This window comes from Yersinia sp. SCPM-O-B-9106 (C-191) (genome assembly GCF_026183365.1).
In the GTDB taxonomy this organism is placed as follows: Bacteria; Pseudomonadota; Gammaproteobacteria; order Enterobacterales; family Enterobacteriaceae; genus Yersinia; species Yersinia rochesterensis.
Window position 1 is genome coordinate 2296878 of the sequence record NZ_CP110791.1, and the last position, 25188, is coordinate 2322065.

Below are 25188 nucleotides of genomic sequence, written 5' to 3' on the forward strand. Positions count from 1 at the left end.
TTTTTTTTGTTTAACATCCGCGGGCGGTCAGTTATTTGACCATACCGCCAACTGATAGCCGTCTGGATCGGTAAAGTGGAAACGCCGCCCACCGGGGAAAGCAAATACCGGAATAACAATCTTGGCACCCGCCTGTTCCAGACGTTTTTGCGTCTGTGCTAAATCATCAGCATAGAGAATGACAAGTGGCCCACCATTGGGCTTAACCTCGCCCAAAGTAAAACCCCCGGTCAATCGACCATCAGTAAATTCACAATAGCTCGGCCCGTAATCCGTAAACCGCCACTGAAAAACCGCCCCGTAGAAGTCTTTCGAACGGGCAATATCACTGACAGCAAACTCTATATTATCGATTCGATTATCATTTCCCTGAATACTCATAGCGGCTCCGGTAATTAACGCATTAATTAATGTCACGGTTTAATCTTAAACATTTACTCAATTGATATCTCCATTATCACCACAGCCAATGTGAATAACGCCCCTCTTTTGTACAAAAAATAAACTACACTTTAAAGTGTTCGAGGTGCATTAACCCCGAGAAGCTTACTGTAGTCGGTGATAATGAGGTGATTTATGATCAACCATGTTTGGGGACTTATGACCCATCCCGGTCAGGAATTACAGCAAATCAAACGTGAGGGCGAAAGCGTACGCCACATGTATGCTCATCACATTCTCCTGATGGCGGCTATCCCGGTGATTTGCGCATTTATCGGCACCACGCAAGTCGGTTGGAGCTTTGGTGACGGCCAGAGCATAAAACTAACCCCGCTAACCGCGCTCTATTCTGCTGTGATTTTCTATGTGCTGATTCTGGCCGCCGTGGCACTGATGGGCCGGGTCATTTACTGGATGGCCCGCCGTTATGAAAGCCGACCGAGTTGGCAAAATTGTACTCTGTTCGCTGGATATGCCGCCACACCGATGTTTTTGGCGGGTGTAGTTGCCCTCTACCCAATCATCTGGTTGTGCTTATTGGTCGGGGTGATTGCACTTTGTTATGCCGGTTATCTGATGTATCTGGGGATCCCCACTTTCCTGAACATTGACCGGCAAGAAGGTTTTATTTTCTCCGGCTCGACCTTTGCCATCGGGGTGCTGGTGTTAGAGTTACTTCTGGGCCTCACTGTCTTATTGTGGGGTTATGGTTCGCGCCTGCTGTAATCATTGATAACGGTAATGACTGATGACAGTAACAACTGAATTCTGTGACACTGTCACTGGTGGCAACGCATCGCTCTTCAGGCAATGTCTCAGTGAACAGCCCTTAAATAGTTTTTTTTAAAGTCGCTAACAGGCTTTTATGGTGATTAATGTCGCCTGGATCGCAATCTCTTACATCCCCGCACAGAATAAGGTTGTACACTGTGTGTGACTGATGCAAACAAGGCAAAAAAAAATGAAAAAGCTGACATTAAAAGAAATGACCGAAAGTGAGCAACGCGATGTCAAAACGCAACTCGATAAAGCCAGGATAAATTTAGGAAGGGCATTAACCAATTCAGAACAAAATAAAGTCAAAGACGAAGCAATAGAAAAAATCATGAACGCCCGAGAACAAATCGCCAAGTTAACCCGCGTAGAAAGAAAAACCAAAAAAACAGCACCAAGCACCACCACCTTTAGCTGGTCAGCCTCTATCAGCACACGTCCACCACGGTAACAACTCGTCCACTGACAGAAAATAACTGTCATGGATGGCCTACAGTGGCGGAAATTCACTGCTGTAGGTCAATTTCTTACTTCCCGCATAATTATATTACATTGTACTAGCTGCATTTTTTACCTCCCTGCCTTAGGATTAATAGAAGCTTTTATCTTTCAGTTCGCTATTAAGGAGTCTGTGATGAAATTGTTCTATAAACCCGGTGCCTGTTCTTTGTCCCCCCATATTGTATTACGTGAAGCGGGGCTAGATTTCAGTATTGAAAGCGTCGATCTGGCGACTAAAAAAACTGAAACGGGTGAAGACTATTTGCGCATCAATCCAAAAGGACAAGTTCCTGCTCTGTTACTGGATGACGGAAGCCTACTCACCGAAGGTGTGGCTATCGTGCAATATCTGGCAGACATTGTGCCCGATCGTCAGCTAATTGCACCATCAGGCACCCTTTCTCGCTATCACGCCATTGAGTGGTTAAATTTCGTGGCGACTGAATTACATAAAGGCTTCAGCCCACTGTTTAACCCGAAAACACCCGATGAATATAAAGCGATTGCCCGTGAGCGGCTGGATAAACAATTCAGCTACGTCGATAGCGAATTAGCAAAACATGATTATCTGTTAGGCTCAAAATTCAGTGTAGCCGACGCCTATCTATTTACGGTCACCCGGTGGGCGAATGCACTGAAGCTTGATATTAAGCAGCGCAGCCATTTAGACAAATATATGGCGCGGGTAGCTGGCCGCCCGGCAGTAAAAGAAGCCTTGGCAGCAGAAAAGATATAAAGAAATAAGTCATTAGCGGGATTAAAGTGCCCCTGATTAAGGGGCACTTTAGCAACAGATTATAATTTCGTCGCCGTGAATTGGCAGCCAGGATTAACAATCGCATCCTGCGCCGCAACCACCTGAAGTTCATACTCACCCATCTCCTGAGTTTTCAGCATCACTTCATAGACTGCGGCAGTCACATGCTCAAGCGCTTTATCCAATGGTTCGCCTTTGAGCAAATTGACCAGCAATAATCCGCTCGTCAAATCACCCACACCGACTGGCTGGCGTGTACCAAAATCCACCAGCGGGCGGCTAATGTGCCAGGCATCATCAGCGGTCACTAATAACATTTCAAAACAGTCCAGGTTATAACCGGCGCGGCTCAAATGCTTGACCAAAACAACTTTCGGCCCTTTAACACAAAGGTCACGGGCGACCTTAACAGCTTGTTCGACATTTTCGACTCGCGCACCACTGAGTTGCTCCAGTTCGAGCAGATTAGGCGCAATAATGTCGCTGGCAGGTAATGCCTCTTGGCAGAAAAACTCTGCCACACCCGGTGCGACAATACAGCCTTTTTCAGGATGTCCCATGACCGGGTCACAAAAATACCAGGCATTAGGATTGGCCTGCTTGACGCGCGCAACGGCCGCCAAGATATGGCCGCCTTGTTCCGGTGAACCAATGTAACCACTCAATACGGCATCACAATCTTTCAGCCGATCAATATCGGCAATACCTTGAACAATTTCAGTCAGATGGCTGGCTGGCATGACACATCCCGTCCAGTGACCATATTGAGTATGATTCGAAAACTGGACAGTATTCAGCGGCCAGACATTAACACCCATCCGGCGCATAGGAAACTCAGCCGCACTATTACCCGCATGGCCGAAAACAACATGAGACTGAATTGAAAGTATATTTTTCATTGGTACGGCCTAAAGTGAATAAACCATCAGCAAAAAAATAAGGAGCACACTTGCCCCTTATTTTCTTTTACTCTTACAGCCAGCTAATCAGGCAATAATGTTTTTTGCCACGGCGCAATAAGGTATAGCGCCCAAATAGACGATCGCTATCCGTGAACGTGTATTCCGGATCGGATTGTTTCTCACCATTGATAGCCACGGCATTAGAGTTAATCATGGTGCGCGCTTGACCGCGGGACGGAACTAACTCCGCATTGACCAACGCTTGCTGCAAATCAGCATCACGGGTCAGTTCAATGGTCGGCATGCCATCTTGCGCCAACTGAGCAAAGTCAGCTTCTGTCATCTGGTTTAAATCACCGGAGAACAAACTTGCGGTGATACGTTTAGCCGCCGCCAGCCCCTCTTCGCCATGCACCATGCCCGTGACATTTTCTGCCAACACATACTGAGCGCGCGGGGCTTTACCGCTATTTTTATCTTCTTCTTCCAGCGCATTAATCTCTTCCAAGCTCATGAAAGTAAAGAACTTCAGGAAGCGATAAACGTCAGCATCTGCGGTATTGATCCAGAACTGGTAGAATTTGTAAGGGCTGGTTTTCTGCGGATCAAGCCATACCGCGCCACCTTCAGTTTTACCGAATTTGGTGCCATCTGCTTTGGTGATCAATGGGACGGTCAGACCATAAACCTGCTGCTGGTGAAGGCGGCGAGTCAAATCGATACCTGAGGTAATGTTACCCCATTGGTCAGAACCCCCAATTTGCAGCGCCACACCGTGGGCTTTATTCAGGCAAGCAAAATCATAAGCTTGCAGCAAATTGTAGGAAAACTCAGTAAATGAAATACCGCTATCGTCACGATTCAAGCGCTGTTTAACGGCTTCTTTATTAATCATCTGATTAACAGAGAAGTGTTTACCGATATCACGCAGGAAAGTCAGCACATTCATGCCACCAAACCAATCATAGTTGTTGGCGGCAATAGCGCTGTTTTCACCACATTCAAAATCCAGGAATGGTGACACTTGCCGGCGAATTTTCTCCACCCACTCATTCACCGTATCTTCAGTATTCAGTTTACGTTCGCTGGCTTTGAAGCTTGGGTCACCAATCATACCGGTGGCACCACCGACTAAAGCGACCGGGCGATGCCCCGCCAGTTGGAAGCGCTTTAAGCATAACAACGGAACCAGATGACCCAAATGCAAGCTGTCTGCGGTCGGATCAAACCCGCAATACAGTGAAATTGGCCCTTGCGCCAGTCTCTCTGCTAACGCGTCTTCATCCGTAACCTGGGCAACGAGGCCCCGCTCTTGCAATTGTTTAATCAGGTTGCTGCTGGTCATCAACGACTCCATTGTTTTTCACAAAAATTGTTTTTCACAAAAAAATTGTTTTCACAAAACGTGTCTTTTACGAGGTAACGCGGATTTATACCCTAAATAATTCGAGTTGCAGGAAGGCGACAATTGAGCAAATCCCCAGGAGCTTACTCAAGTAAGTGACTGGGGTGAACGAAAGCAGTCAACGCGCATGCAGCTTGAAGTATGATGGGTATAGAATAAAGCGCTCGCAGCACGATCGCTAGGATTTCATCACTCTCAGGGTGCTAAACGGTCAATTTCCCATGCATTTGCATCCCGTTGATAGATAAAACGGTCATGCAACCGGTGTTCGCCTCCTTGCCAGAACTCGACTGAATCGAATTTAACGCGGAATCCGCCCCAAAAACTGGGCAGCGGTACATCACCTTGCTGGAATTTTTGCTTGAGCTCGAGAAATTTACTTTCCAGCACCCCTCGGGCAGAAATTCGTGAAGATTGCTGGGATACCCAAGCGCCAATCTGGCTGTCTTTCGGACGGGAACTGAAGTATTTCAACACTTCAAGGGTGGAAAGGCGCTCTGCTTTACCAAGGAAAATGACTTGTCGGTCGAGCATATGCCAGGGGAATAATAAACTGATATGCGGATTTTCAGCTAATTGCTGCGCTTTGCGACTGCCTAAGTTGGTATAAAACACCAACCCCTGATCGTCATAATGCTTCAACAGCACAATCCGCTGATAAGGCTGACCATTCGCATCGACGGTGGCCACGCACATGGCCGTCGGGTCAGGCAAACGTGCATCACAGGCCTGTTTGAGCCAGCGCTCAAACAACTCCAATGGATTTTCGGTTAAATCGCTACGGCGTAGACCACCGCGAATATATTCACGGCGCGAGTCTGCCACATCAAATTCATTCTTGTCAGTCATGTAAGCTCGATCATGCACAGGAAAGCAGTGATTATTATTCTGCCCTTGCAGCAGCAGAATCACAATCACCTTGAGCCAGCAATAGCCTGATTACTTGATCAAAGTATTTATTTTATCCACACACAGTCATTGATAATGACTTTTTCGTCACGCTCAACAAAAGCCGTATTCCCTTTCGACCAGAAAGTATAGTGACCATCACTGTATTTGGCACCAGACGCCGCGCGCACTTGCGGCAAGGTCAGTTGTTCACCATCTAAAACAAAGCTGACTTTATCTTGTTTATTGTCTTGCAGCACTTTCAGCTTGGTGGTGCCACATTGATAATGCAAGGTTTCGCTCTTCGTGGGTTCTACCAAACTGCACCCCGCCAGCATCAATACGGCCACAGCGCCGAAGATGGTTGTCGTGCCCATTAAATATTTCATTTTGCCGTCCTTATTGCGTGAATAAACCAGCGTAACCTAGGGCAGCTTAACACTGTCATCGTAAGGATACAGGATAGACAGCTCCTAAAATGGTCTCACAACTGGCGCCGGTCACCGAGGGCAAATTGCCCGATTTACCGGATAAAGTTCGGAATGCCAGCCAAGCGAAGGCCAATGCTTCCATATCATCGCCACTGACGCCAAAATCATCGGTGACACACACTTCAGTACCCGGCAGCAAGGTTGACATCCGCGACATGACTAATGGGTTGCGCGCCCCGCCCCCGCAGACCAATAACCGCTCACAGCCTCCGGCTAACTGCACTTGCTCAGCAATAGACAGTGCGGTTAGCTCCGCTAATGTCGCCTGAATATCCTCAGGTTTTATGCCCGGAACTTTAGTCAATTGCTCATCCAACCACCCCGCATTGAAATATTCGCGCCCGGTGCTTTTCGGCGCGGGTTTGGCAAAGTAGGGGTCACTGAACATCAGCTTCAGTAGTGGCTGATTAACCCGCCCTGACTGCGCCCAAGCAGCATCTTTGTCATAAGGTAAGGAGCGATTGCGCCAAATCCAGCTATCCATCAGCATATTCCCTGGCCCAGTATCAAAACCGCGCACCGGCGAATCAGGCAATAGCAGAGATAAATTCGCAATGCCGCCAATGTTCAAAACCATCCGCCGCTCAGTGGAATGGGCTAACAATGCATGGTGGAAGGCCGGAACCAGAGGTGCGCCCTGCCCGCCATAGGCCATATCCCGGCGACGAAAATCCCCGACAGTAGCAATTTCTGTCATGGCAGCAATGCGGTTGTTATCACCTAATTGCAGGGTAAAGGCTGGCTCTCCCAGCGGCTCATGCCATACTGTTTGCCCGTGACAGCCAATGGCGGTGATATCTTGCCCCGTCAACCCCTCTTTGGCCAATAGCGCCAACACGGCTTCGGCAAATAACATCCCCAATTGGGCATCGAGCTTACCCACTGCGGATAGTGTGGTCGACTGCCCCTGGCACATGCCAAGAATGTCGTTCTTCAGCTGTAGCGGCATCGGGTGGCAATAACTGGCCTGCTGAGCCACCATGCGCTCATCAATGGCAGCCAGCACGACGTCAACGCCATCCAGACTGGTTCCTGACATAACTCCAATAAAACGGCCTGATTTCATAGCAATGACCTTATTTCCCGTTGAGGGACAAAATAGCAACAAGACTTTGCGCCAGCTTAGTCAGAATAATAAAATTAACACCATGAAAAGATATACTTTTTTAAGTGTATACCGCCATAGGGGCATGTCTTAAAGAAGGTTTTCTATTTGCAGTAAGAATCACATAAAAGTTATTGATGCTGACATTTTCGTTTACAGCATGATATTTCTGACTTTAAGAAAGTTAAACTGCCGTTTAATATTGGTTGAGCTATTACCCGCTAAGCTGCGGTTCCATTGATGTGGTCGAAAACTTAAACGACCATCAAAAATAAGTTAAGTAGTGAAATAAATACTTGGGTAAGCCATACTTTATGCAAATACTAGGCCTTAAATGGACTGGATTTGGATATACCAGACAGACTAAACCGTAATACGGTTATGCATTTTAATAGGAGTTTTTATGATCAAGCCATTAATCGCCATCGCTATTGCTGCGGTAACTCTAACCGGTTGTGCTAACAACAGCACCTTGTCTGGTGACGTTTTTAGTGCATCACAAGCCAAACAAGTACAGACGGTGACTTACGGCACATTGCTTTCAGTTCGTCCGGTCACCATCCAAGGTGGCGATGACAACAATGTTATGGGCGCTATCGGTGGTGCTGTTCTGGGTGGTTTCCTGGGGAATACTGTTGGTGGCGGTACCGGACGTAGCTTGGCGACGGCGGCGGGTGCAGTGGCAGGTGGTATGGCAGGACAAGGTGTTCAGGGTGCAATGAACCGTACTGACGGCGTGCAACTTGAAGTGCGTAAAGATGATGGCACAACCATTCTGGTTGTTCAGAAACAAGGCCCAACACGCTTTAGCGTAGGTCAGCGCGTTATGCTCGCCAGCAGCGGCAGCACCGTTACTGTTAGCCCGCGCTAATTAATGGCGCATACGACAATACATCAGTAACAGTGCATTAATAACAGCGCACGCGTGATGTCATCGATAAAAGCCAGAGATCATAACGATCTCTGGCTTATTTTTACGGCTAAAAATTTTCTTTCTGCTGTGAATAGAGTCGTAAAGCTTTATTTTACTTACTTTGTAATTGAATAATGTTTCTCTCAAGCTTATCAATCAAGCCAGATAATACTTCAACTTCATCTGCTGAGATCCCCCCAAGAATTTCTTTGCGGGTGGAACATATGACTCCATCAACCTGCTCTATTATCGGTGAAGACTGTTCCGTCAGTTTTATCCTCTTTGCACGCCGATCATTTGCACAAGTATGGCGTGTAATTAGACCTTTCTCCTCCAGTTGATCTAAGGTTCTAACTAATGATGGTTGTTCGATACCAATCGCTTTTGCCAGTTGAATCTGTGATTGCTCAGGTGGTAAACGATTAATGTTATGCAAGGTAACCCAATGCGTTTGGGTCAGTTCCAACGGCTTTAACCGATGGTCGATCAGCGCGCGCCAAACGCGAACTAATCGTGCTAAATCAGATCCTAATGTCGATTCCAATTGCCCCTCCTTTTATTTAGCGTGCTAGCATAACTACCAGAGTCCAGTCTATTTTGAGTAATTAACATTAAAAACACAAATGTATATATACCGTCGATGCTAGGACAATAGCAATAAATACGGAAAATCCTTTAAAAATATTTATGAATTTACTTAAATTACCACTTAAGGATTAACCTTATGTATGTATCAATATTATCCGCAAAGGCACCCCTATCAGATTTGGTATTAGGTGCGTCTATCTATTTCCCGCCAATATTCAAGGCAGTTATACTAGGTTTGGTGCTATGGCTATTGATCCATCATGTGCTGCGGAATTGGATCTACTCTGGTGACATCTGGCATCCAATATTAATGGATCTGTCCATTTTTGTCATTGCGGTCAGCGTTTCTTTATGGATATTAGCCAGTTGGTAAATTGATATGACTCATCCGTCACTTAAATATTTCTCTTCAGTCATCGTGTTCGCCCTCGCACTCTGTGCCGGTTGGTGGATGTGGAATTATTATATGCAATCACCCTGGACTCGCGATGGTAAAGTCCGGGCAGAATTAGTCAGTATCACACCAGAAGTCTCTGGTCGATTGGTTAAAATATTAGTTCATGATAACCAGTTGGTAAGCTCGGGTAGCTTATTATTTGTGATTGACCCACAACCCTACCAATTGGCTCTGGATAATGCTCAAGCGGCCGTAGTGCGTGCTCAGGCTGAATTAGCTAAAGCCAATCATGAGGCCGAACGTCGCCGAAACTTACCCAAAAACATCATTTCAGGTGAAGACCTTGATATCGCCAACCTAACAGCGGACAGCATGAAAGCAGCCTATCAAGGCGCGTTGGCAAGCCTCGAGCAAGCGAAGTGGAACCTTAGCAAAACTAACATTTATGCCCCAACCAACGGGTACATCACCAACTTGCAAACCCGCGTAGGTGACTATGCCACTACCGGTACGCCATTAGTCGCGCTAATCGATACTGATTCATTCTATGTGATGGGCTATTTCGAAGAAACTAAGCTCAGACACATTAGAGAAGGTAATAAAGCTAATATTGTTTTGTATAATGGAAACATTCCTTTACAGGGAGTAGTGGAAAGTATTGGGCGCGCCATTTATGACCAAAGTGTCGATACTGGCGGTAATTTATTAGTGGATGTGAAACCGAATGTGCCCTGGGTGCGTCTGGCACAGCGAGTTCCGGTGAGGATTAAATTGTTGGATGTCCCGGCTGATGTCACATTGATTGCTGGCACCACCTGCACCATTTCGCTGGTGGATTAAACCATGCGCCTCACTCTCCCCTCATGGCAACAAACGCCTTGGGGCAAGGCTAATGCGGGTCAGTGGCGTTACGCACTGCGTAATTCGCTGGCTATGTGTTTATCCCTATGGATTGCGTTTACGCTGAATTTAGATGAGCCATACTGGGCGATGACCTCCGCAGCGGTGGTCAGTTTCCCGACCATCGGGGGCGTCATCAGCAAGAGTATCGGGCGAGTTATTGGCAGCCTGATTGGTGCTGCGGCATCATTGATAATTGCCGGCCATTGCCTAAATGACCCCTGGCTGTTTACTTTTGTCATTGCCGCCTGGATTGGCCTGTGCACATTTGTCTCAAATCACTATCAAAATAACGTTTCCTATGCTTTTGCTTTAGCCGGCTACACCACCGCGATCATCGCTTTCTCTACCGTCAATACCACTGACACACAACAAATCTTTGATATCGCCCAGGCCCGAGTCTGTGAGGTGATTACCGGCATTCTCTGCGGCGGTCTGATGATGATGCTGCTCCCCAGCACTTCAGACGGCGAAGCACTGCTGACATCATTGCGCCGTATGCAATCGCGCTTGCTGGAACACGCGGAATTATTGTGGCAAACCGAACAAACGCCACAAATTCGCACTTCACATGAGGGAGTCATTGGGCAGATCCTCACCATGAATCTGCTGCGTATTCAGGCTTTTTGGAGCCATTACCGCTTACGGCGGCAAAATAATGTATTGAATTTTATTCTGCATCGCCAGCTACGCATCACCAGCGTGATTACCAGTTTGCGCCGCATGCTAGTTAACTGGCCATCGCCGCCAGAGAATCTGCCAGCGGTGCTCGCGCAATTGCTAGCGGCCTTGCAGCAACCGGGCTGTGATAAATACCAGATAGCCAAGATCCTGCAACAAATTGCGCCTCATGATGAGTTTGATTATCGCCATCGGGCTTTTTGGTTAAGATTGCGGCATTTTTGTTGGCTTTATTTGCAGGTGAATCGCTGGCTGGCGCAACTGGATAAAGAACCTGAAATCGGCATGGTGTTACCGCCGCCAGTGACCTCATTGGCGCGCCATACTGATACTTATGAGGCCGCTTATAATGGTCTGAGAACCTTTGTTTGCATTGTTATCGGCTGTGCATTCTGGATACATACTCAGTGGAGTTCAGGCAGTGCCGCGCTGGCATTGGCGGCGGTGAGTTGCGTGCTCTACTCCGCCACTCCCTCACCGACAGAAAGTATTGCCACGCTACTGAAAGCCATTGTTTTGCTCTCTATTAGCTGCTTTATTCTGAAGTTTGGCGTGATAGTGCAACTTGATGATTTTTGGCAATTTGCCGTGCTGTTATTCCCGATTCTAATCACCATGCAAATGATGAAACTTCAGCATCCGGCTTATACCGCCCTGTGGGGGCAATTGATTGTTTTTATGGGGTCGTTTCTGAGTGTGACCAACCCGCCCAGCTATGATTACCAAGACTTTCTAAATGATAACCTCGGCAAGCTAGTGGGCGTCATGTTGGCGGGCGTTGCATTTCAGCTACTGCGCCCTAGCTCCGATAAACGCAAAAGTCGGCGAATTATTCGTATGTTACGGCGTGATTTTATCGACCAGCTCAGCAGCCATCCGCAACAAAGCCAGAGTCAGTTTGAGTCACTGATATATCACCGCATTAATCAACTCAATCTCAGCAAAGATCAACCGGCGCGCTTGTGGCTGCTCCGCTGGGGCATGGTGCTGCTCAATTGCAGCCATGTGGTGTGGCAGTTGCGTGATTGGCAAACCACTTCAGCCCCTTTATCCGCGGTGCGGGATGTGTGTATTCACTGTCTGAAAGGCTGCATGACCGAAAAAGGTGTTCAGCCCAGTTCACTGCAAGCCACGTTGCAGGAATTACAGCGCATGAGTGCAATTCTAGGACAATATCCGGATGCCTCTGGCCGAGAGTTGGCCGGACTTATCTGGCGATTGTATTGCTCGCTGACTCAACTTCAGTTGGCAGTGCCGGGTGAGGAAAATAGTGCTGGCGAGGAAAATAGTGCTGATGAGAAAGATAAAGTTGCGCCAGCCTGAAGCTGGCTGGCGCAGAGAACTCACTTAAGGCACGTCATAGCCCAGCGCAGCACGGCGAATACGGAACCATTGCTGGCGCGTCATTGTGAGAGAGAGTGACGCCCATGCGGATTTCACCCGCGCTATCTTACTAGAACCAATAATTGGTAATGGCGCCGAAGGCAAACGTAGCACCCAGGCATAAACCACTTGTTCAATACTTTCAGCGCCGATTTCGTCCGCTACTGTCTGTAATTCATTACGCAATGTTTGGAACTCAGGGTCACTAAACAGGCGGCCACCGCCCAAACAAGACCATGCCATGGGCTTAATACGCAACTGTTGGCAAGCATCAAGTGTCCCATCCACAATCGCGGGCTGATGCAGCGGTGAAATCTCTACCTGATTCGTGACCAATGAGAATGGCAGCCGTGATTGCAGTAAACTGAATTGCGCAGGCGAAAAGTTTGAAACGCCAAAATGTTTTACTTTGCCGCTTTGGTGTAACTGAGTGAATGCCTCAGCCACTTCGTCTGCATCCATCAATGGATCTGGGCGATGAATTAGCAACAAATCAAGGTAGTCTGTATGCAGATGCGTCAAAGATTGTTCTGCACTTTCAATGATATGAGAGCGGTCAGTAATATAATGTCCCAAGGCATGCTCTGGCTTAGCTGTGGTGGCAATGCCACATTTACTGACTAACTCCAGTTGGCTGCGTAGGGAGGGTTTAAGACGTAATGCTTGCCCGAATGCCTGTTCGCATTGATAACCGCCGTAAATATCAGCATGATCCGCAGTTGTGATACCCAACTCAATATGTTGCTCGATAAAAGTCAACAATTGCGCCGGAGTCATGTCCCATTCCATCAGCCGCCAATAACCGCAAATCATGCGAGAAAATTCAGGCCCGATCGGAGCCAGTTGACTACGTGTATCCATTATTAGCTACCTCATTTATTTATCTGCCCATAAGCATACACAACCCGCAGAAAGGTTAAATCCTCCCTGGGCAATGAATTGGGGCTGATCAACGAAACCGCCATAATCGCTAAACACTAAGGCAAAATAATGGCGCATCAGAATAATGAAGGTTGTTCTGGTAAGGGATCATCCTGTTGTTTGTTAGCCCGCTGCAAACGCAACAGCCGTTGACGACACAACCGCAGGACATCTCGCTTTTGCGGGTCACTCATTTTTATCCAATGAAAGCGCTCATCCCGGCTACGCATACACCCACGACAAAAGCCACGGTCATCTGTTTGGCAGATACCGCGGCACGGGCTGGGGATGTCAAAAAACTCAAGTTGCTGAGCCAAATCGCCTCCTGCTGCTGACATACCTGAAGAACTTGAGGTTGCAGCTAACACCCCTGCGGCCCCAAGTACAAAAGGTATACTTTAATTGAAGACTGCTTCACGGCGGGTGACAAGTCTTATTATTCATCATTCCTCACAAGGCACCCTGATGACTAAGGTTATCTTAAGTTTTATTCAGTAGCATTCTGTCAATTAGTAAACTGTAGGGTCTTATTTTCACAATGAATGCTCGATATAAGTTACAGTGTAACGATTTGGTTTTTATTTTAGCCAATGCTCTGTTTTTTACTCTCTTCCAGAATGCGCTGTTTATTGATAAAGCTTGGTCGCTCATTCACTTTGACAGCAGTGACAGTTATGTCTTTGCCGCCACTATACCGGTGGTCATTTTCTGCGCTCTTAATGTTATTTTCAGCCTGTTGGCCGTACCCGTGTTACGCAAGCCCATTATTATTCTGTTTCTGCTCGGAGGGGCCGTCAGCAACTATTTTATGTTCAGTTATGGTGCCGTTATCGACGCCAATATGCTGCAAAATGCTTTTGAAACCAATGCGCAAGAAGCTACCGCCCTTTTCACACCGCGCATGGCTTTGTGGCTGCTAATGTTAGGTATCTTCCCCGCCACTCTTGTCTGCTTGGTGCGCATCAACGCAACGCGCCCTTGGTGGTATATGCTGGGGCTGCGAGCTGCCAATATCCTGCTATCAACCGTCATTATCATGCTTGTCGCAACACTGTTTTATAAAGATTACGCCTCGCTTATCCGTAATAATAAAAGCATCGTTAAGATGCTCACACCGAGTAATTTTGTCAGCGGTAGTGTCCAGTTCGCCAAACATAAGTATTTCGCCAGTAATATGGCGCTAGTGACAATAGGCGAAGATGCCCATAAAGGCCCTTTAATTAGCGGGCAACAAAAGAAAACCTTGGTCATTTTAGTGGTGGGTGAAACTGCCAGAGCAGAGAGTTTTTCCTTGGGCGGCTATGGCCGAGAAACTAATCCACGCTTGCAAAAACAAGGTGTTATCTATTTCAAAAACGCATCGTCATGCGGGACTGAAACTGCGGTTTCGGTACCCTGCATGTTCTCCAATATGTCACGTAAAAATTATGATGCCACACTGGCCAGCCACCAGCAGGGCTTGATGGATATTCTGGCTCGCGCCGGGTTAAATTTGTTGTGGCGCGAAAATGACGGCGGCTGTAAAGGTGCTTGCGACCGCATTCCCCATCAAGACGTCACCCAGTTACAACTCACTACCGATTGTGAGAATGGTGTCTGTTTGGATAACGCATTGCTCTACAAGTTAGATAATTATATCAATGGAATACAAGGCGATAGCGTGATTGTACTGCACCAAATGGGCAGTCATGGCCCAGCCTATTACCGCCGCTCAACACCCGAGATCCGTCAGTTTTCGCCAACCTGTGATAGCAACCAAATTCAGGATTGTACCTCCCAGGAGTTGGTGAATACCTACGACAATTCCATTCTTTATACTGATGCGATGCTAGACAGCACCGTTAAATTGCTGCAACAACATCATGATAAATTTAACACCGCGCTGGTCTATCTCTCTGACCACGGCGAGTCATTGGGTGAGAATGGCCTGTATTTACACGGAACGCCCTATATGTTCGCCCCCAGCCAGCAAACACACATACCTTTATTGATGTGGTTATCTCCTGAATATACAAAAAACTATGGCATTAATCGCCAGTGTTTATCAGATAGCGCCCAACACGATGAAGTTTCACAAGACAATCTCTTCCACACCCTCCTGGGGATGATGAATATTCAAACTACTGAGTATCAGCCTGGAATGGATTTACTACAGAAATGCCGGAGTTAAGATTAATCGGTAAAATGCCCCAATAAATAGCCAAACTTAGTGCCAGTTTCTCCTCTGCTGGCATTTTTTTCTTGACCTAGACCAATCGGTCTATTAATCTTTTAAGCATGAACAAAATACAGCACGCACATGTAGACACCCGTGAACATCTGTTAGCAACCGGTGAGAGCCTCAGCCTACGCCTCGGCTTTAATGGTATGGGTCTCAGTCAGTTGCTCACCACTGCGGGTATCCCGAAAGGGTCGTTTTATCACTATTTCCGCTCGAAGGAAGTATTTGGTGAGGCGATGCTACAGCGCTATTTTGATCGCTATGATGCTGCAATGGAAAACCTATTGACGGGTTCACAAGGTGATAAACGTCACCATTTGCTGCACTATTTCGCTCAATCTATTGCTAACTATTGTGGCAGTGAATGTCACAATGCTTGTCTGGCGGTTAAACTATCAGCCGAAGTGAGTGATTTATCCGAACCTATGCGCCACGCGCTAGATATTGGCACCGCTCGCGTCATTGGTCGATTGCAAGATGCTATCGAAGCCGGTGTTGAAGAAGGCTCTTTGCGTATCATGCTGTCCCCTGCTGCGACCGCAGAAACGCTCTATGCCTTATGGCTCGGCGCGTCACTGCGAGCCAAGGTGAAACGCTCCGTTACGCCGCTGACCTGTGCGCTAGAAAGTATCGAACTGATTTTACAACCAGCCCAATAATCCAATGATCCTGAGTTTACTATTTTTTATTTTCAGGATTTACCCAGTCACTAGTCGACTGGTCTATTAATATAGGACGCACCATGAAGACTGCTAAACTGTTCTCCCCTTTGAAAGTTGGCGCGCTCACTTTGCCGAACCGTGTATTTATGGCCCCGCTGACGCGCTTGCGCAGTATTGAGCCAGGTGATATTCCAACACCATTGATGGCTGAGTATTATCGCCAACGCGCCAGTGCGGGTTTGATTATCACTGAAGCAACACAGATTTCTTTCCAGGCGAAAGGTTATGCCGGGGCTCCGGGGTTACACACGCAAGAACAGTTAAACGCATGGAAAAAAATCACTCAAGCCGTTCATGATGACGGCGGACATATTGCCGTACAGTTATGGCATGTCGGTCGTATTTCGCACAGCAGTTTACAGCCGGGCCAACAAGCCCCTGTTGCGCCCTCAGCAATTGCTGCAGACACTCGCACGACGATCCGTGATGAATCCGGGGCTTGGGTTCGTGTTCCCTGCTCTACCCCGCGCGCGTTGGAAACGGAAGAGATTCCAGGCATCATTAATGATTTCCGCCAGGCGACAGCCAATGCTCGTGAAGCTGGGTTTGACTATATCGAATTGCATGCGGCACACGGCTATTTATTGCATCAATTTATGTCTCCGGCATCAAACCAGCGTACCGACCAATACGGTGGTAGCATTGAAAACCGTACTCGCCTGACGTTGGAAGTGGTTGATGCCACTGCGGCTGAATGGGGTGCTGAACATATTGGTATCCGTATTTCACCGCTGGGGCCGTTCAATGGTCTGGATAATGGTGAAGATCAGGAAGAAGCGGCGCTGTATCTGGTTGAAGAATTAAACAAACGCAATATCGCGTTTCTGCACATTTCTGAGCCAGATTGGGCGGGTGGCAAGCCTTATTCGGATGCATTCCGCGATGCTGTGCGCGCCCGCTTCAAAGGTGTGATTGTCGGTGCCGGTGCTTATACTGCAGAAAAAGCTGAAAACCTGATTGAGAAAGGATTTATTGATGCCGTCGCTTTTGGCCGTAGCTATATTTCCAACCCGGATCTGGTTGAGCGGTTGCAACAAAATGCGCCACTGAATGAACCTGACGGCGAAACTTTCTACGGCGGCGGTGCTAAGGGCTATACCGACTACCCGACCTTGTAATCTATCAATCTATTGGTTTCATAACGGTCAGGCTATGCCTGGCCGTTCTTATTTGCACCACATAAACTGACCGTCATAGGGTAGTGAGTGCAATGATATTACTATATGATTATAAATTAGCTTTGATTTGCAATAAATTTTCAATTTTAAATTATTGATAATAAAGAGGTATTATGAAGCGCTTACTCCATACCATGATCCGCGTTGGTGACTTACAACGTTCCATCGATTTCTACACCAAGGTATTAGGAATGCGTTTGCTGCGTACTAGCGAAAATACCGAGTATAAATACTCACTGGCATTCGTCGGCTATAGCGATGAGAGTGAAGGCTCAGTCATTGAGCTGACTTATAACTGGGGTGTAGATAGCTACGAAATGGGGACTGCATTTGGTCACCTGGCACTGGGTGTGGATGATGTTGCCGCCACCTGCGACCAAATTCGTCATGCTGGGGGCAAAGTGACCCGCGAAGCTGGCCCGGTAAAAGGCGGTAATACAATTATTGCTTTTGTCGAAGATCCCGACGGTTACAAAATCGAGTTAATCGAGAATAAGAGTGCTGGACACGGCCTCGGAAACTGATTAACCAGAGGGCACCAACAAGGTGCCTTTTTTCTCATCGCGATATCCCCCTGCATCCCACGCCAAAATTTGACATAATGCGTGCTGAATTCGTTGAAGATAAGAAACTGATGGCAGATAAAAGTGACCTTAACGCCCTGAGTGGCCGTTTTCGTGGGTATTACCCCGTAGTAATTGATGTGGAAACCGCCGGTTTTAATGCTCAAACCGACGCATTACTCGAAATTGCCGCCGTCACCTTGCAAATGAACAAGGATGGCTGGCTGTTGCCTGATGAAACGCTCCATTTTCATGTAGAGCCGTTCGAGGGTGCCAATTTGCAACCGGAAGCGCTGGCATTTAATGGGATAGACCCCACCAATCCATTACGGGGTGCGGTCAGTGAACATGATGCTTTACACGCCATTTTCAAAGCCGTTCGTAAGGGATTGAAAGATAAAGGCTGCAACCGCGCCATTATCGTCGCGCATAATGCCCACTTTGATCACAGCTTTGTGATGGCGGCGGCTGAACGCGCTAGCTTGAAGCGCAACCCGTTCCACCCCTTTGCCACCTTCGATACCGCAGCGCTCAGTGGGTTGGTTCTGGGGCAAACCGTATTGGCAAAAGCTTGCCTGACGGCAGGTATTCCGTTTGATAGCAGCCAGGCACACTCTGCTTTGTACGATACAATGCAAACGGCAAAATTATTCTGTGAGTTAGTCAATCGTTGGAAGAAACTCGGTGGCTGGCCGGTACCTGCGGGCGAATCCGAGCAATAGGGTTCCAGCAAAAAATAGACATTGACCCATTAAAAAAGGTGGCCAGCAAGCCACCTTTTGTTTTTTATACTGACCTGCCAGCATATTACTCTGCTGCGGGTTTTTCTTCTTCAGTACGGTATTTATCTGCCGTTTCTTTCAGCAGTTGTTGCAGTTCGCCACGCTGATACATTTCCATCAGGATGTCACAACCGCCGACCAATTCGCCGTCAACCCAAAGTTGTGGGAAGGTTGGCCAGTTAGCATATTTTGGCAACTCAGCACGGATGTCAGGATTTTGCAAAATATCAACATAAGCAAAACGTTCGCCACACGCGGATAGCGCCTGTACCGCCTGAGCCGAGAAACCGCAGTTTGGCAGCTTAGGCGAGCCTTTCATGTAAAGCAGGATTGGGTTTTCTGCTATCTGGCGCTGAATTTTATCAATCGTCGTCATTTCTTGCTTCCTCAAGCCATTTCGTGGCTACAATACTTAGAACCTAACCATTAGGGCTATTTTATTATTGCGTCCTGTCTATTGTAGCGACTGTCACTACTGGAATAAAACGCCATCTTTTGCAGGGGCTTTACTCTGTCAGCAAATGGTTATATTGTCAGCTACAAATATGTGCATTCAGAATAACATTTTTGATCCCATGACTTCATTATTATCTTCATCGTGGGATACCAGAAGTACCGGGCAGCTAACCCGTTGACATATGGTTGATTTAAGGCCATTTACCGGGTGAAAAAGCGACGATTGCGACGCCATTAATGTTTTCTCACAATATCGATTCAAATCCTGTCGCTCTCTGCTTTTTTATATCCTGAGTTTCAGCAATACTGTGACTCTTCGTATTCATTTCAGGGCCAAGGTTGGTAGCGTTATTATGCGTTTAATTCTTACGCTGTTTGTGCTGCTGTTTACCCAGCTATTTCTAAACCTTGCGCATGCTTCGCCGCAGGCTCACGTCTCGGCTGAGCAAAAGAAAGGCCAAATCAGTCAGGCCAACTCTGATGACCGTAAAAAACGTAAAGCCGATAAAACAACTAAAAAAGCCAAAGTGACCAGCAATAAAACCGCCAGTAAAAATGTCACAAATAAAACAATCGCCAATAACGATAAAAAGAAAACAGCGGCTACTGCCAGCAAAGCCATTAAGAAGAAAACACCGGAAGTCACTAAAACTACAGGAAAAAAATCAAGCAGCAGTAAAACAATTCCGAGTAAAACAATCGCAACTAAAAAACCACAGATTAAAACCGCAGCCAATAAAAAAGCGGCGGTGAGTAAAACAGAGAAAGTCGCTTATGGCCGCCACCGAAATAAAGCCCAAGGTAAAGCGGATGCCGAATTAGCGGCAAATAATAAGATAAAGCTCAGCCCTGCACATAAAAAACGCTACCAGCACGCCAAACAGACTGCGATGAGTAAACTGATGAAGCAAGTCGGTAAACCTTATCGCTGGGGCGGTACCTCCCCTAATACAGGTTTTGATTGCAGCGGGCTTATTTATTACGCCTATAAAGATGTCATCAGAATAAAAATGCCGCGTACAGCGAATGAAATGTATCATTTACGCGATGCTGCGCCGGTTAAGCGCGCTGAATTAGAAAGTGGGGATTTAGTCTTCTTTAATATAGCTAATCGTGGTGTTGCTGATCATGTCGGTGTTTATTTAGGCAACGGCAAATTTATTCAGTCGCCGCGTACGGGTGAAGACATTCGTATTAGCATGCTAGATAATGACTACTGGCAAGATCATTATGTTGGCGCTCGCCGCGTCGTAACACCCAAAACTATTCGCTAATCAGAATCTATTCGCTAATAAAAACCATTCACTAATATCGAACCCGGTAACGCTATCGGGTGCCAATAACCCAATCATCACTCCCCTTAATCGAATAACATCAGTGCATGGTTTTTACGCAATACCCCATCAAACGATATGGTTATCTCTGTCATTTCTGTTGAAAGTTGTTAAGATTAATACCCACAACAAAAATACAACAATTACGATTTTAACCGCCCCTCACCCTATCTTAGCGACTGCGAAAGATCGGATTTGAGGAGCAAACACCCTGAGCAACCCCGAAAGGAGAGAGCGATGTCTTTTGAATTACCGGCATTACCTTATGCACAAAATGCACTGGAACCGCACATTTCTGCAGAAACGCTGGAGTACCATTACGGCAAGCACCACAACACTTATGTGGTCAACCTCAATAATCTGATTAAGGATACTGAGTTTGCGGGTAAATCCTTGGAAGAGATTATTAAAACCTCCAGTGGCGGTGTCTTTAATAATGCAGCCCAAGTCTGGAACCACACCTTTTACTGGCACTGTTTATCACCAAATGGTGGCGGCGAACCTACTGGCAAAGTTGCCGATGCCATTAATCAATCCTTTGGTTCTTTCGCTGAATTTAAAGCACAATTTACTGATGCGGCAGTGAAAAACTTTGGCGCAGGCTGGACGTGGCTGGTCAAAAAAGCGGATGGCACACTGGCGATTGTCAGTACCTCAAATGCGGCAACACCGCTGACGACTGCGGATAAACCACTGCTGACGGTGGATGTATGGGAGCACGCTTACTATATTGATTATCGTAATGCGCGACCAAAATATCTGGAGAACTTCTGGGCTTTAGTGAATTGGTCTTTCGTTGAGAAAAATTTAGCCTGATACCGCGCAAACAGAAAGATACACACGTGGTTATTATCAGTAGAAATAATTAAGGGCGGGTTAACCGCCCTACTAATGGCTTCATACCGGCAAGCGGTTTAATTAATTCATTACCGCCACGAAGCTAAAAACAATAATCATTGCCAGCGCACCAACAGTCGTAATCAGCGACATTTTCAGATTGGTATCCATAAAAACTCCTCAGCCGGTTAATCTTTATACTCGTCATACTTCAAGTATAGTAAGGTAAAGGCACACAATTAGTGCGTTAAATCATTTTCCCACAGTTAAGAAAAAAAATCTTGTGCTCATTACGCACTTTATAACATTGATTAACGCTTTCACTTTTCCTCCAGATCAGCCAAAATTCGCAGTTCATAACTGTATGCCGACTCATAACGTCCAATAAAACCTCTCAGACAGCCTGCTGATTCAACTTACCAGCCTACTATCGTGTTTCTGTCTGAGCGGTGTTCGAGTCATACGGGCAAACGATTAACATAATACTTACCTGCTGTAACAGGTGAGCTTAGGAGTCATTCTTTTTATGGCAACGATTAAAGATGTGGCCAAACACGCGGGTGTGTCCACCACCACCGTTTCGCACGTTATCAATAAAACTCGTTTCGTCGCCGAAAATACCAAAGCCGCTGTGTGGGCGGCCATTAAAGAGCTGCATTATTCGCCCAGTGCTGTGGCCCGCAGCTTGAAAGTTAATCACACTAAATCAATTGGTTTGTTGGCAACATCCAGTGAAGCACCCTATTTTGCTGAGGTGATCGAAGCGGTTGAAAATAGTTGTTATAGCAAAGGTTACACCCTGATTTTATGTAACTCTCATAATAATCTTGATAAACAAAAAGCCTATCTATCCATGCTGGCGCAAAAGCGTGTCGATGGATTATTGGTGATGTGTTCTGAATACCCTGAACAATTGCTGGGGATGTTAGAAGATTATCGCAATATTCCAATGGTGGTGATGGACTGGGGTACCGCCCGTGGCGATTTTACTGACTCGATTATTGATAATGCATTCGAAGGTGGCTATTTAGCTGGCCGTTATCTTATTGAGCGCGGTCATCGTGATATCGGTGCTATTCCCGGTCAGTTATCACGGAATACCGGTGGTGGTCGCCATCAGGGCTTCCTGAAAGCACTGGAAGAGGCCAATATCCCGCTACGTGACGAATGGGTGGTTCAGGGGGATTTTGAGCCAGAATCCGGTTATAAAGCTATGCACCAAATTCTGACGCAAAAACACCGCCCGACCGCCGTATTCTGTGGCGGCGATATTATGGCGATGGGGGCAATATGCGCGGCGGATGAATTGGGCCTGCGGGTGCCACAAGATATTTCGGTGATCGGCTATGATAATGTGCGCAATGCGCGGTATTTCTCACCGGCGCTAACCACTATTCATCAGCCAAAAGAGAGATTAGGTGAAACCGCTTTTGCCATGTTGCTCGACAGAATTGTCAGTAAACGCGAAGACCCACAAACGATTGAAGTACACCCTAAGCTGGTCGAGCGCCGCTCTGTTGCTGATGGCCCCTACCGCGATTACCGCCGTTAATCTTCACCTGCCGGTAGCCCTCATGTTACCGGCAGCTAACGCTGTGCGTTCAGTCCTCAATCACGGCATTATCATCTTTTAGCCATTCATTATTAAGTGTGACACTGTCACCTAAATACGCCAGCATCCATGCTAAAGCTGGCGAATGATTATTCTGCTCCCACGTCAAACAACACGGGCTATCAGGAAGTGGCTCGGCCAAGGTTAATACCACCAGTTTCCCTTGTTCAATCAAGGGCGACACCATATGCGCGGGCACCATTCCGACACATAATCCTGCACACAGGCAATCTATTCCCGTCGCCCAATCGGGTGCCACTAAACGCTGTTGGTTATCCAAGGTCCAGGTGTCTCGTTTCGGCAGATTTCGCGCGGTATCCTCCAAACAGAGTGAGGGATAAGGCCGCAATTGGTCATCAATAAGGGAACCGGTTAAGTGGGCTAAGGGGTGATTGACGCTCACCACACAATGCCAAGTCAAAAAGCCCATGTCGCGGAAGATAAACCGCCCGCCAACCGGAATGGCGCGAGTCGCCCCAATGGCCATTTCAGCTTGGCCATCCGCCAGTGCATCCCAGACACCATTAAATACCTCATAGCGTACCCGCAGTTCGATATCAGGAAAATGGCGATAAAAATCCAATACTAAGCGGCGACTCCGCTGAGGTTTGACGATTTTATCGATCACGATATTGAGTTGCCCACGCCACCCATTCGCCACTTGCTGGCACTGTCGCCGCGTGCCATTCATTTTTTTGATAACATCTCGGGCTTCTTTGATAAAAACCCTGCCCGCTTCCGTCAATTCTACATCCCGGTGACGCCGTACAAATAACGGCACGGCCAGCCATTCCTCCAACTGGCGCACGGTATAACTTACCGCTGACGGGACGCGGTGCAATTCTTGAGCAGCAGCGCTGAAACTCCCGGTGCGGGCAACTGCATCGACCACATCCAATGAATATTCTGACCACATGATTCTGCACTTCCCTTAGACTGAATATTTACTATCAATTTTTTTGATAGCATGGCGCAAATATTACCGTTTCACAACAGAATAGCTCGCCGCTAGAATGCCCCCCGCAATGGAATTTCCATGATAAGAGTTTTGCCTGCAAAATTATAATGAGACACAAAAAATGAAAACGACTTCTAGTTTCATGTTCTACCTGGCCGGTTTGAGCATGTTGGGGTACCTGGCCACCGACATGTATTTGCCTGCCTTTGGCGCTATGCAACAAGAGCTGCGCACCTCTGCCGGCTCCATCAGTGCCAGCCTCAGTATCTTTCTCGCTGGTTTCGCTATCGCTCAACTTATCTGGGGGCCTGTTTCCGATAAGTTAGGCCGTAAACCTGTGCTATTAGTCGGGTTGGGTTTATTTGCCATCGGCTGTTTGGGGATTTTATGGGTTGAAACAGCGGCACAGTTATTGGTTCTGCGTTTTATTCAGGCGGTGGGAGTCTGTTCTGCAGCCGTGAGCTGGCAAGCATTGGTGGTAGATAGATACCACAGTAGCAAAGTCAATCGGGTGTTTGCGACCATAATGCCTTTAGTGGCGTTATCCCCTGCGCTAGCCCCTTTATTAGGTGCGTGGCTATTAAACCACTTCAGTTGGCGGTCAATTTTTGTCGTTTTATTGGCGATTACATTGCTACTGCTGATCCCGACCGCACTGCTTAAGGAACGGAAAAAAGGGGCCTCGGATGACGGGCTTAAAAGCAAAAGTGCCATTAGTTTCTGGCAATTGCTGAAATCTCCGGTATTTAGCGGCAACGTAATGATGTTTGCTGCATGCAGCGCCGGTTTTTTCGCCTGGTTAACCGGCTCGCCTTTTATTTTAGGTGATATGGGATATAGCCCGAATGCCATTGGTTTGAGTTATGTTCCACAAACATTAGCCTTTCTGCTAGGGGGTTTTGCTTGTCGCAGTGCATTGAGTCGAATTAAAGGCAACACTCTACTGCCGTGGCTGTTGGCCGGTTATGCCTTCAGTATGATTGCGCTCTATCTGATCGCCACATTGACGACACCAACACTGGTGACCTTACTTATTCCGTTTTGCATAATGGCGCTGGTGAATGGTGCCTGCTACCCTATTATCGTAGCGAATGCATTAATGCCCTTTCCGGCGAATACTGGCAAAGCGGCAGCGCTACAAAACACACTTCAGTTGGGTTTGTGTTTTATTGCCAGCATGATAGTTTCGCTCTTTATCAGCCAACCTTTACTGGCAACAGTCACGGTGATGCTATCGACGGTCGCTTTAGCCATATTAGGTTATGGCATTCATTGCTACGCGATGAAAAATGAAAAAAGCCATACTAATAATGATGACTATAATTACGCGGAGTCATAATCTCCAATAAAAATAGTCACTAAAGAACATGCAGGCCGGACGCGATTTATTATTGAGAAAGCGCTCCGGCCAGCCTATACTCAATCGAACTGATTAGATTACCATTTAAAAAAAGCATTATCTTAAGCATTTTCTGTGC

The 25188-nt window shown here is 47.1% G+C and carries 28 protein-coding genes; 16 read left to right on the forward strand and 12 right to left on the reverse strand.

The window, feature by feature from the left end:
* Positions 1–27: 27 nt before the first annotated feature.
* Positions 28–381, reverse strand: coding sequence for a VOC family protein (locus tag OP863_RS10520; RefSeq protein WP_050291686.1), 354 nt, complete (start codon positions 379–381; stop codon positions 28–30).
* A 195-nt stretch (positions 382–576) separates the two neighbouring features.
* Here OP863_RS10520 and OP863_RS10525 point away from each other — a divergent pair, with 195 nt between their 5' ends.
* From OP863_RS10525 to gstA, 3 genes are all read left to right on the forward strand, one after another.
* Entirely contained in the window at positions 577–1167 is a 591-nt protein-coding gene (locus OP863_RS10525) for a Yip1 family protein (RefSeq protein ID WP_072082674.1), read from the forward strand.
* Between the two features lie 235 nt (positions 1168–1402).
* Positions 1403–1666, forward strand: a complete 264-nt coding sequence (locus tag OP863_RS10530; protein ID WP_004706625.1) for a DUF3811 domain-containing protein — start codon at positions 1403–1405, stop codon at positions 1664–1666.
* A 183-nt stretch (positions 1667–1849) separates the two neighbouring features.
* Complete coding sequence (gstA, locus tag OP863_RS10535) at positions 1850–2452, forward strand: glutathione transferase GstA (RefSeq protein WP_038632685.1); 603 nt, start codon at positions 1850–1852, stop codon at positions 2450–2452.
* Between the two features lie 59 nt (positions 2453–2511).
* On the opposite strand, the gene pdxY is transcribed toward gstA, so the two are convergent.
* The 5 genes from pdxY to anmK form a co-directional block, all read right to left on the reverse strand.
* On the reverse strand, positions 2512–3372 hold the full coding sequence (gene pdxY / locus OP863_RS10540) for a pyridoxal kinase PdxY (RefSeq protein ID WP_038632683.1): 861 nt from the start codon (positions 3370–3372) through the stop codon (positions 2512–2514).
* 73 nt (positions 3373–3445) lie between these two features.
* Positions 3446–4720, reverse strand: coding sequence for a tyrosine--tRNA ligase (tyrS, locus tag OP863_RS10545; protein WP_038632681.1), 1275 nt, complete (start codon positions 4718–4720; stop codon positions 3446–3448).
* Between the two features lie 255 nt (positions 4721–4975).
* A complete protein-coding gene (pdxH, locus tag OP863_RS10550) occupies positions 4976–5629 on the reverse strand; it encodes a pyridoxamine 5'-phosphate oxidase (RefSeq protein ID WP_038639489.1) in 654 nt (217 codons plus the stop codon).
* A gap of 107 nt (positions 5630–5736) precedes the next feature.
* Positions 5737–6057, reverse strand: coding sequence for an MliC family protein (locus OP863_RS10555; protein ID WP_145588935.1), 321 nt, complete (start codon positions 6055–6057; stop codon positions 5737–5739).
* A gap of 55 nt (positions 6058–6112) precedes the next feature.
* Positions 6113–7225, reverse strand: a complete 1113-nt coding sequence (gene anmK, locus OP863_RS10560; protein ID WP_145588934.1) for an anhydro-N-acetylmuramic acid kinase — start codon at positions 7223–7225, stop codon at positions 6113–6115.
* A gap of 442 nt (positions 7226–7667) precedes the next feature.
* On the opposite strand from anmK, the gene OP863_RS10565 reads away from it, so the two are divergent.
* Positions 7668–8135, forward strand: a complete 468-nt coding sequence (locus tag OP863_RS10565) for a glycine zipper 2TM domain-containing protein (RefSeq protein WP_038632675.1) — start codon at positions 7668–7670, stop codon at positions 8133–8135.
* 154 nt (positions 8136–8289) lie between these two features.
* Here the strand turns inward: OP863_RS10565 and rovA are convergent, their stop codons facing one another.
* Positions 8290–8721 carry a virulence master transcriptional regulator RovA gene (gene rovA / locus OP863_RS10570; protein ID WP_049561969.1) on the reverse strand — a complete coding sequence of 144 codons (432 nt, stop codon included), beginning with the start codon at positions 8719–8721 and terminating at the stop codon, positions 8290–8292.
* Between the two features lie 180 nt (positions 8722–8901).
* On the opposite strand from rovA, the gene OP863_RS10575 reads away from it, so the two are divergent.
* From OP863_RS10575 to OP863_RS10585, 3 genes are read left to right on the forward strand one after another with little or no spacing between them, the layout of a single operon-like run.
* On the forward strand, positions 8902–9138 hold the full coding sequence (locus OP863_RS10575) for a DUF1656 domain-containing protein (protein ID WP_032819688.1): 237 nt from the start codon (positions 8902–8904) through the stop codon (positions 9136–9138).
* A 6-nt stretch (positions 9139–9144) separates the two neighbouring features.
* On the forward strand, positions 9145–10002 hold the full coding sequence (locus OP863_RS10580; RefSeq protein WP_145588933.1) for an HlyD family secretion protein: 858 nt from the start codon (positions 9145–9147) through the stop codon (positions 10000–10002).
* A 3-nt stretch (positions 10003–10005) separates the two neighbouring features.
* Positions 10006–12066, forward strand: a complete 2061-nt coding sequence (locus tag OP863_RS10585) for an FUSC family protein (RefSeq protein ID WP_265525237.1) — start codon at positions 10006–10008, stop codon at positions 12064–12066.
* Between the two features lie 24 nt (positions 12067–12090).
* Here the strand turns inward: OP863_RS10585 and OP863_RS10590 are convergent, their stop codons facing one another.
* Both OP863_RS10590 and OP863_RS10595 read right to left on the reverse strand, forming a co-directional pair.
* Positions 12091–12987, reverse strand: coding sequence for an aldo/keto reductase (locus OP863_RS10590; RefSeq protein ID WP_265525238.1), 897 nt, complete (start codon positions 12985–12987; stop codon positions 12091–12093).
* A 137-nt stretch (positions 12988–13124) separates the two neighbouring features.
* On the reverse strand, positions 13125–13364 hold the full coding sequence (locus OP863_RS10595; RefSeq protein ID WP_038639486.1) for a DUF1289 domain-containing protein: 240 nt from the start codon (positions 13362–13364) through the stop codon (positions 13125–13127).
* Between the two features lie 221 nt (positions 13365–13585).
* On the opposite strand from OP863_RS10595, the gene eptA reads away from it, so the two are divergent.
* From eptA to rnt, 5 genes are all read left to right on the forward strand, one after another.
* Positions 13586–15217, forward strand: coding sequence for a phosphoethanolamine transferase EptA (gene eptA / locus OP863_RS10600; protein ID WP_145588930.1), 1632 nt, complete (start codon positions 13586–13588; stop codon positions 15215–15217).
* Between the two features lie 107 nt (positions 15218–15324).
* Positions 15325–15927: a TetR/AcrR family transcriptional regulator gene (locus OP863_RS10605; RefSeq protein WP_145588929.1), complete on the forward strand. Its 603-nt coding sequence runs from the start codon at positions 15325–15327 to the stop codon at positions 15925–15927.
* 83 nt (positions 15928–16010) lie between these two features.
* Positions 16011–17108: an alkene reductase gene (locus OP863_RS10610; RefSeq protein ID WP_145540595.1), complete on the forward strand. Its 1098-nt coding sequence runs from the start codon at positions 16011–16013 to the stop codon at positions 17106–17108.
* A gap of 173 nt (positions 17109–17281) precedes the next feature.
* On the forward strand, positions 17282–17692 hold the full coding sequence (gene gloA / locus OP863_RS10615) for a lactoylglutathione lyase (RefSeq protein ID WP_004390187.1): 411 nt from the start codon (positions 17282–17284) through the stop codon (positions 17690–17692).
* Positions 17693–17802: 110 nt separating this feature from the next.
* Positions 17803–18453, forward strand: coding sequence for a ribonuclease T (gene rnt / locus OP863_RS10620; RefSeq protein WP_072089114.1), 651 nt, complete (start codon positions 17803–17805; stop codon positions 18451–18453).
* Positions 18454–18538: 85 nt separating this feature from the next.
* Here rnt and OP863_RS10625 read toward each other — a convergent pair whose 3' ends face one another.
* Complete coding sequence (locus OP863_RS10625; protein WP_004390185.1) at positions 18539–18889, reverse strand: Grx4 family monothiol glutaredoxin; 351 nt, start codon at positions 18887–18889, stop codon at positions 18539–18541.
* Between the two features lie 433 nt (positions 18890–19322).
* On the opposite strand from OP863_RS10625, the gene OP863_RS10630 reads away from it, so the two are divergent.
* Both OP863_RS10630 and sodB read left to right on the forward strand, forming a co-directional pair.
* A complete protein-coding gene (locus tag OP863_RS10630; RefSeq protein WP_265525239.1) occupies positions 19323–20243 on the forward strand; it encodes a C40 family peptidase in 921 nt (306 codons plus the stop codon).
* 297 nt (positions 20244–20540) lie between these two features.
* Positions 20541–21119, forward strand: coding sequence for a superoxide dismutase [Fe] (sodB, locus tag OP863_RS10635; RefSeq protein ID WP_038632652.1), 579 nt, complete (start codon positions 20541–20543; stop codon positions 21117–21119).
* 102 nt (positions 21120–21221) lie between these two features.
* Here the strand turns inward: sodB and OP863_RS10640 are convergent, their stop codons facing one another.
* Positions 21222–21311 (reverse strand): YnhF family membrane protein, encoded by a 90-nt coding sequence (locus tag OP863_RS10640; protein ID WP_019079325.1) that lies wholly within the window; start codon positions 21309–21311, stop codon positions 21222–21224.
* A 355-nt stretch (positions 21312–21666) separates the two neighbouring features.
* On the opposite strand from OP863_RS10640, the gene purR reads away from it, so the two are divergent.
* On the forward strand, positions 21667–22692 hold the full coding sequence (gene purR, locus OP863_RS10645) for an HTH-type transcriptional repressor PurR (protein WP_038632650.1): 1026 nt from the start codon (positions 21667–21669) through the stop codon (positions 22690–22692).
* A 49-nt stretch (positions 22693–22741) separates the two neighbouring features.
* Here the strand turns inward: purR and punR are convergent, their stop codons facing one another.
* Entirely contained in the window at positions 22742–23668 is a 927-nt protein-coding gene (gene punR, locus OP863_RS10650; RefSeq protein WP_145510145.1) for a DNA-binding transcriptional activator PunR, read from the reverse strand.
* 163 nt (positions 23669–23831) lie between these two features.
* Between punR and punC the strand changes: the two genes are divergently transcribed.
* Entirely contained in the window at positions 23832–25049 is a 1218-nt protein-coding gene (gene punC, locus OP863_RS10655; RefSeq protein ID WP_265525240.1) for a purine nucleoside transporter PunC, read from the forward strand.
* Positions 25050–25188: the final 139 nt, after the last annotated feature.

Excerpts from the sequence above, each read along its gene's own strand:
- OP863_RS10520 (WP_050291686.1), bottom strand. The coding sequence starts at position 381 with ATGAGTATTCAGGGAAATGATAATCGAATCGATAATATAGAGTTTGCT.
- OP863_RS10525 (WP_072082674.1), top strand. The coding sequence starts at position 577 with ATGATCAACCATGTTTGGGGACTTATGACCCATCCCGGTCAGGAATTA.
- OP863_RS10530 (WP_004706625.1), top strand. The coding sequence starts at position 1,403 with ATGAAAAAGCTGACATTAAAAGAAATGACCGAAAGTGAGCAACGCGAT.
- gstA (WP_038632685.1), top strand. The coding sequence starts at position 1,850 with ATGAAATTGTTCTATAAACCCGGTGCCTGTTCTTTGTCCCCCCATATT.
- pdxY (WP_038632683.1), bottom strand. The coding sequence starts at position 3,372 with ATGAAAAATATACTTTCAATTCAGTCTCATGTTGTTTTCGGCCATGCG.
- tyrS (WP_038632681.1), bottom strand. The coding sequence starts at position 4,720 with ATGACCAGCAGCAACCTGATTAAACAATTGCAAGAGCGGGGCCTCGTT.
- pdxH (WP_038639489.1), bottom strand. The coding sequence starts at position 5,629 with ATGACTGACAAGAATGAATTTGATGTGGCAGACTCGCGCCGTGAATAT.
- OP863_RS10555 (WP_145588935.1), bottom strand. The coding sequence starts at position 6,057 with ATGAAATATTTAATGGGCACGACAACCATCTTCGGCGCTGTGGCCGTA.
- anmK (WP_145588934.1), bottom strand. The coding sequence starts at position 7,225 with ATGAAATCAGGCCGTTTTATTGGAGTTATGTCAGGAACCAGTCTGGAT.
- OP863_RS10565 (WP_038632675.1), top strand. The coding sequence starts at position 7,668 with ATGATCAAGCCATTAATCGCCATCGCTATTGCTGCGGTAACTCTAACC.
- OP863_RS10575 (WP_032819688.1), top strand. The coding sequence starts at position 8,902 with ATGTATGTATCAATATTATCCGCAAAGGCACCCCTATCAGATTTGGTA.
- OP863_RS10580 (WP_145588933.1), top strand. The coding sequence starts at position 9,145 with ATGACTCATCCGTCACTTAAATATTTCTCTTCAGTCATCGTGTTCGCC.
- OP863_RS10585 (WP_265525237.1), top strand. The coding sequence starts at position 10,006 with ATGCGCCTCACTCTCCCCTCATGGCAACAAACGCCTTGGGGCAAGGCT.
- OP863_RS10590 (WP_265525238.1), bottom strand. The coding sequence starts at position 12,987 with ATGGATACACGTAGTCAACTGGCTCCGATCGGGCCTGAATTTTCTCGC.
- eptA (WP_145588930.1), top strand. The coding sequence starts at position 13,586 with ATGAATGCTCGATATAAGTTACAGTGTAACGATTTGGTTTTTATTTTA.
- OP863_RS10605 (WP_145588929.1), top strand. The coding sequence starts at position 15,325 with ATGAACAAAATACAGCACGCACATGTAGACACCCGTGAACATCTGTTA.
- OP863_RS10610 (WP_145540595.1), top strand. The coding sequence starts at position 16,011 with ATGAAGACTGCTAAACTGTTCTCCCCTTTGAAAGTTGGCGCGCTCACT.
- gloA (WP_004390187.1), top strand. The coding sequence starts at position 17,282 with ATGAAGCGCTTACTCCATACCATGATCCGCGTTGGTGACTTACAACGT.
- rnt (WP_072089114.1), top strand. The coding sequence starts at position 17,803 with ATGGCAGATAAAAGTGACCTTAACGCCCTGAGTGGCCGTTTTCGTGGG.
- OP863_RS10625 (WP_004390185.1), bottom strand. The coding sequence starts at position 18,889 with ATGACGACGATTGATAAAATTCAGCGCCAGATAGCAGAAAACCCAATC.
- OP863_RS10630 (WP_265525239.1), top strand. The coding sequence starts at position 19,323 with ATGCGTTTAATTCTTACGCTGTTTGTGCTGCTGTTTACCCAGCTATTT.
- sodB (WP_038632652.1), top strand. The coding sequence starts at position 20,541 with ATGTCTTTTGAATTACCGGCATTACCTTATGCACAAAATGCACTGGAA.
- OP863_RS10640 (WP_019079325.1), bottom strand. The coding sequence starts at position 21,311 with ATGGATACCAATCTGAAAATGTCGCTGATTACGACTGTTGGTGCGCTG.
- purR (WP_038632650.1), top strand. The coding sequence starts at position 21,667 with ATGGCAACGATTAAAGATGTGGCCAAACACGCGGGTGTGTCCACCACC.
- punR (WP_145510145.1), bottom strand. The coding sequence starts at position 23,668 with ATGTGGTCAGAATATTCATTGGATGTGGTCGATGCAGTTGCCCGCACC.
- punC (WP_265525240.1), top strand. The coding sequence starts at position 23,832 with ATGAAAACGACTTCTAGTTTCATGTTCTACCTGGCCGGTTTGAGCATG.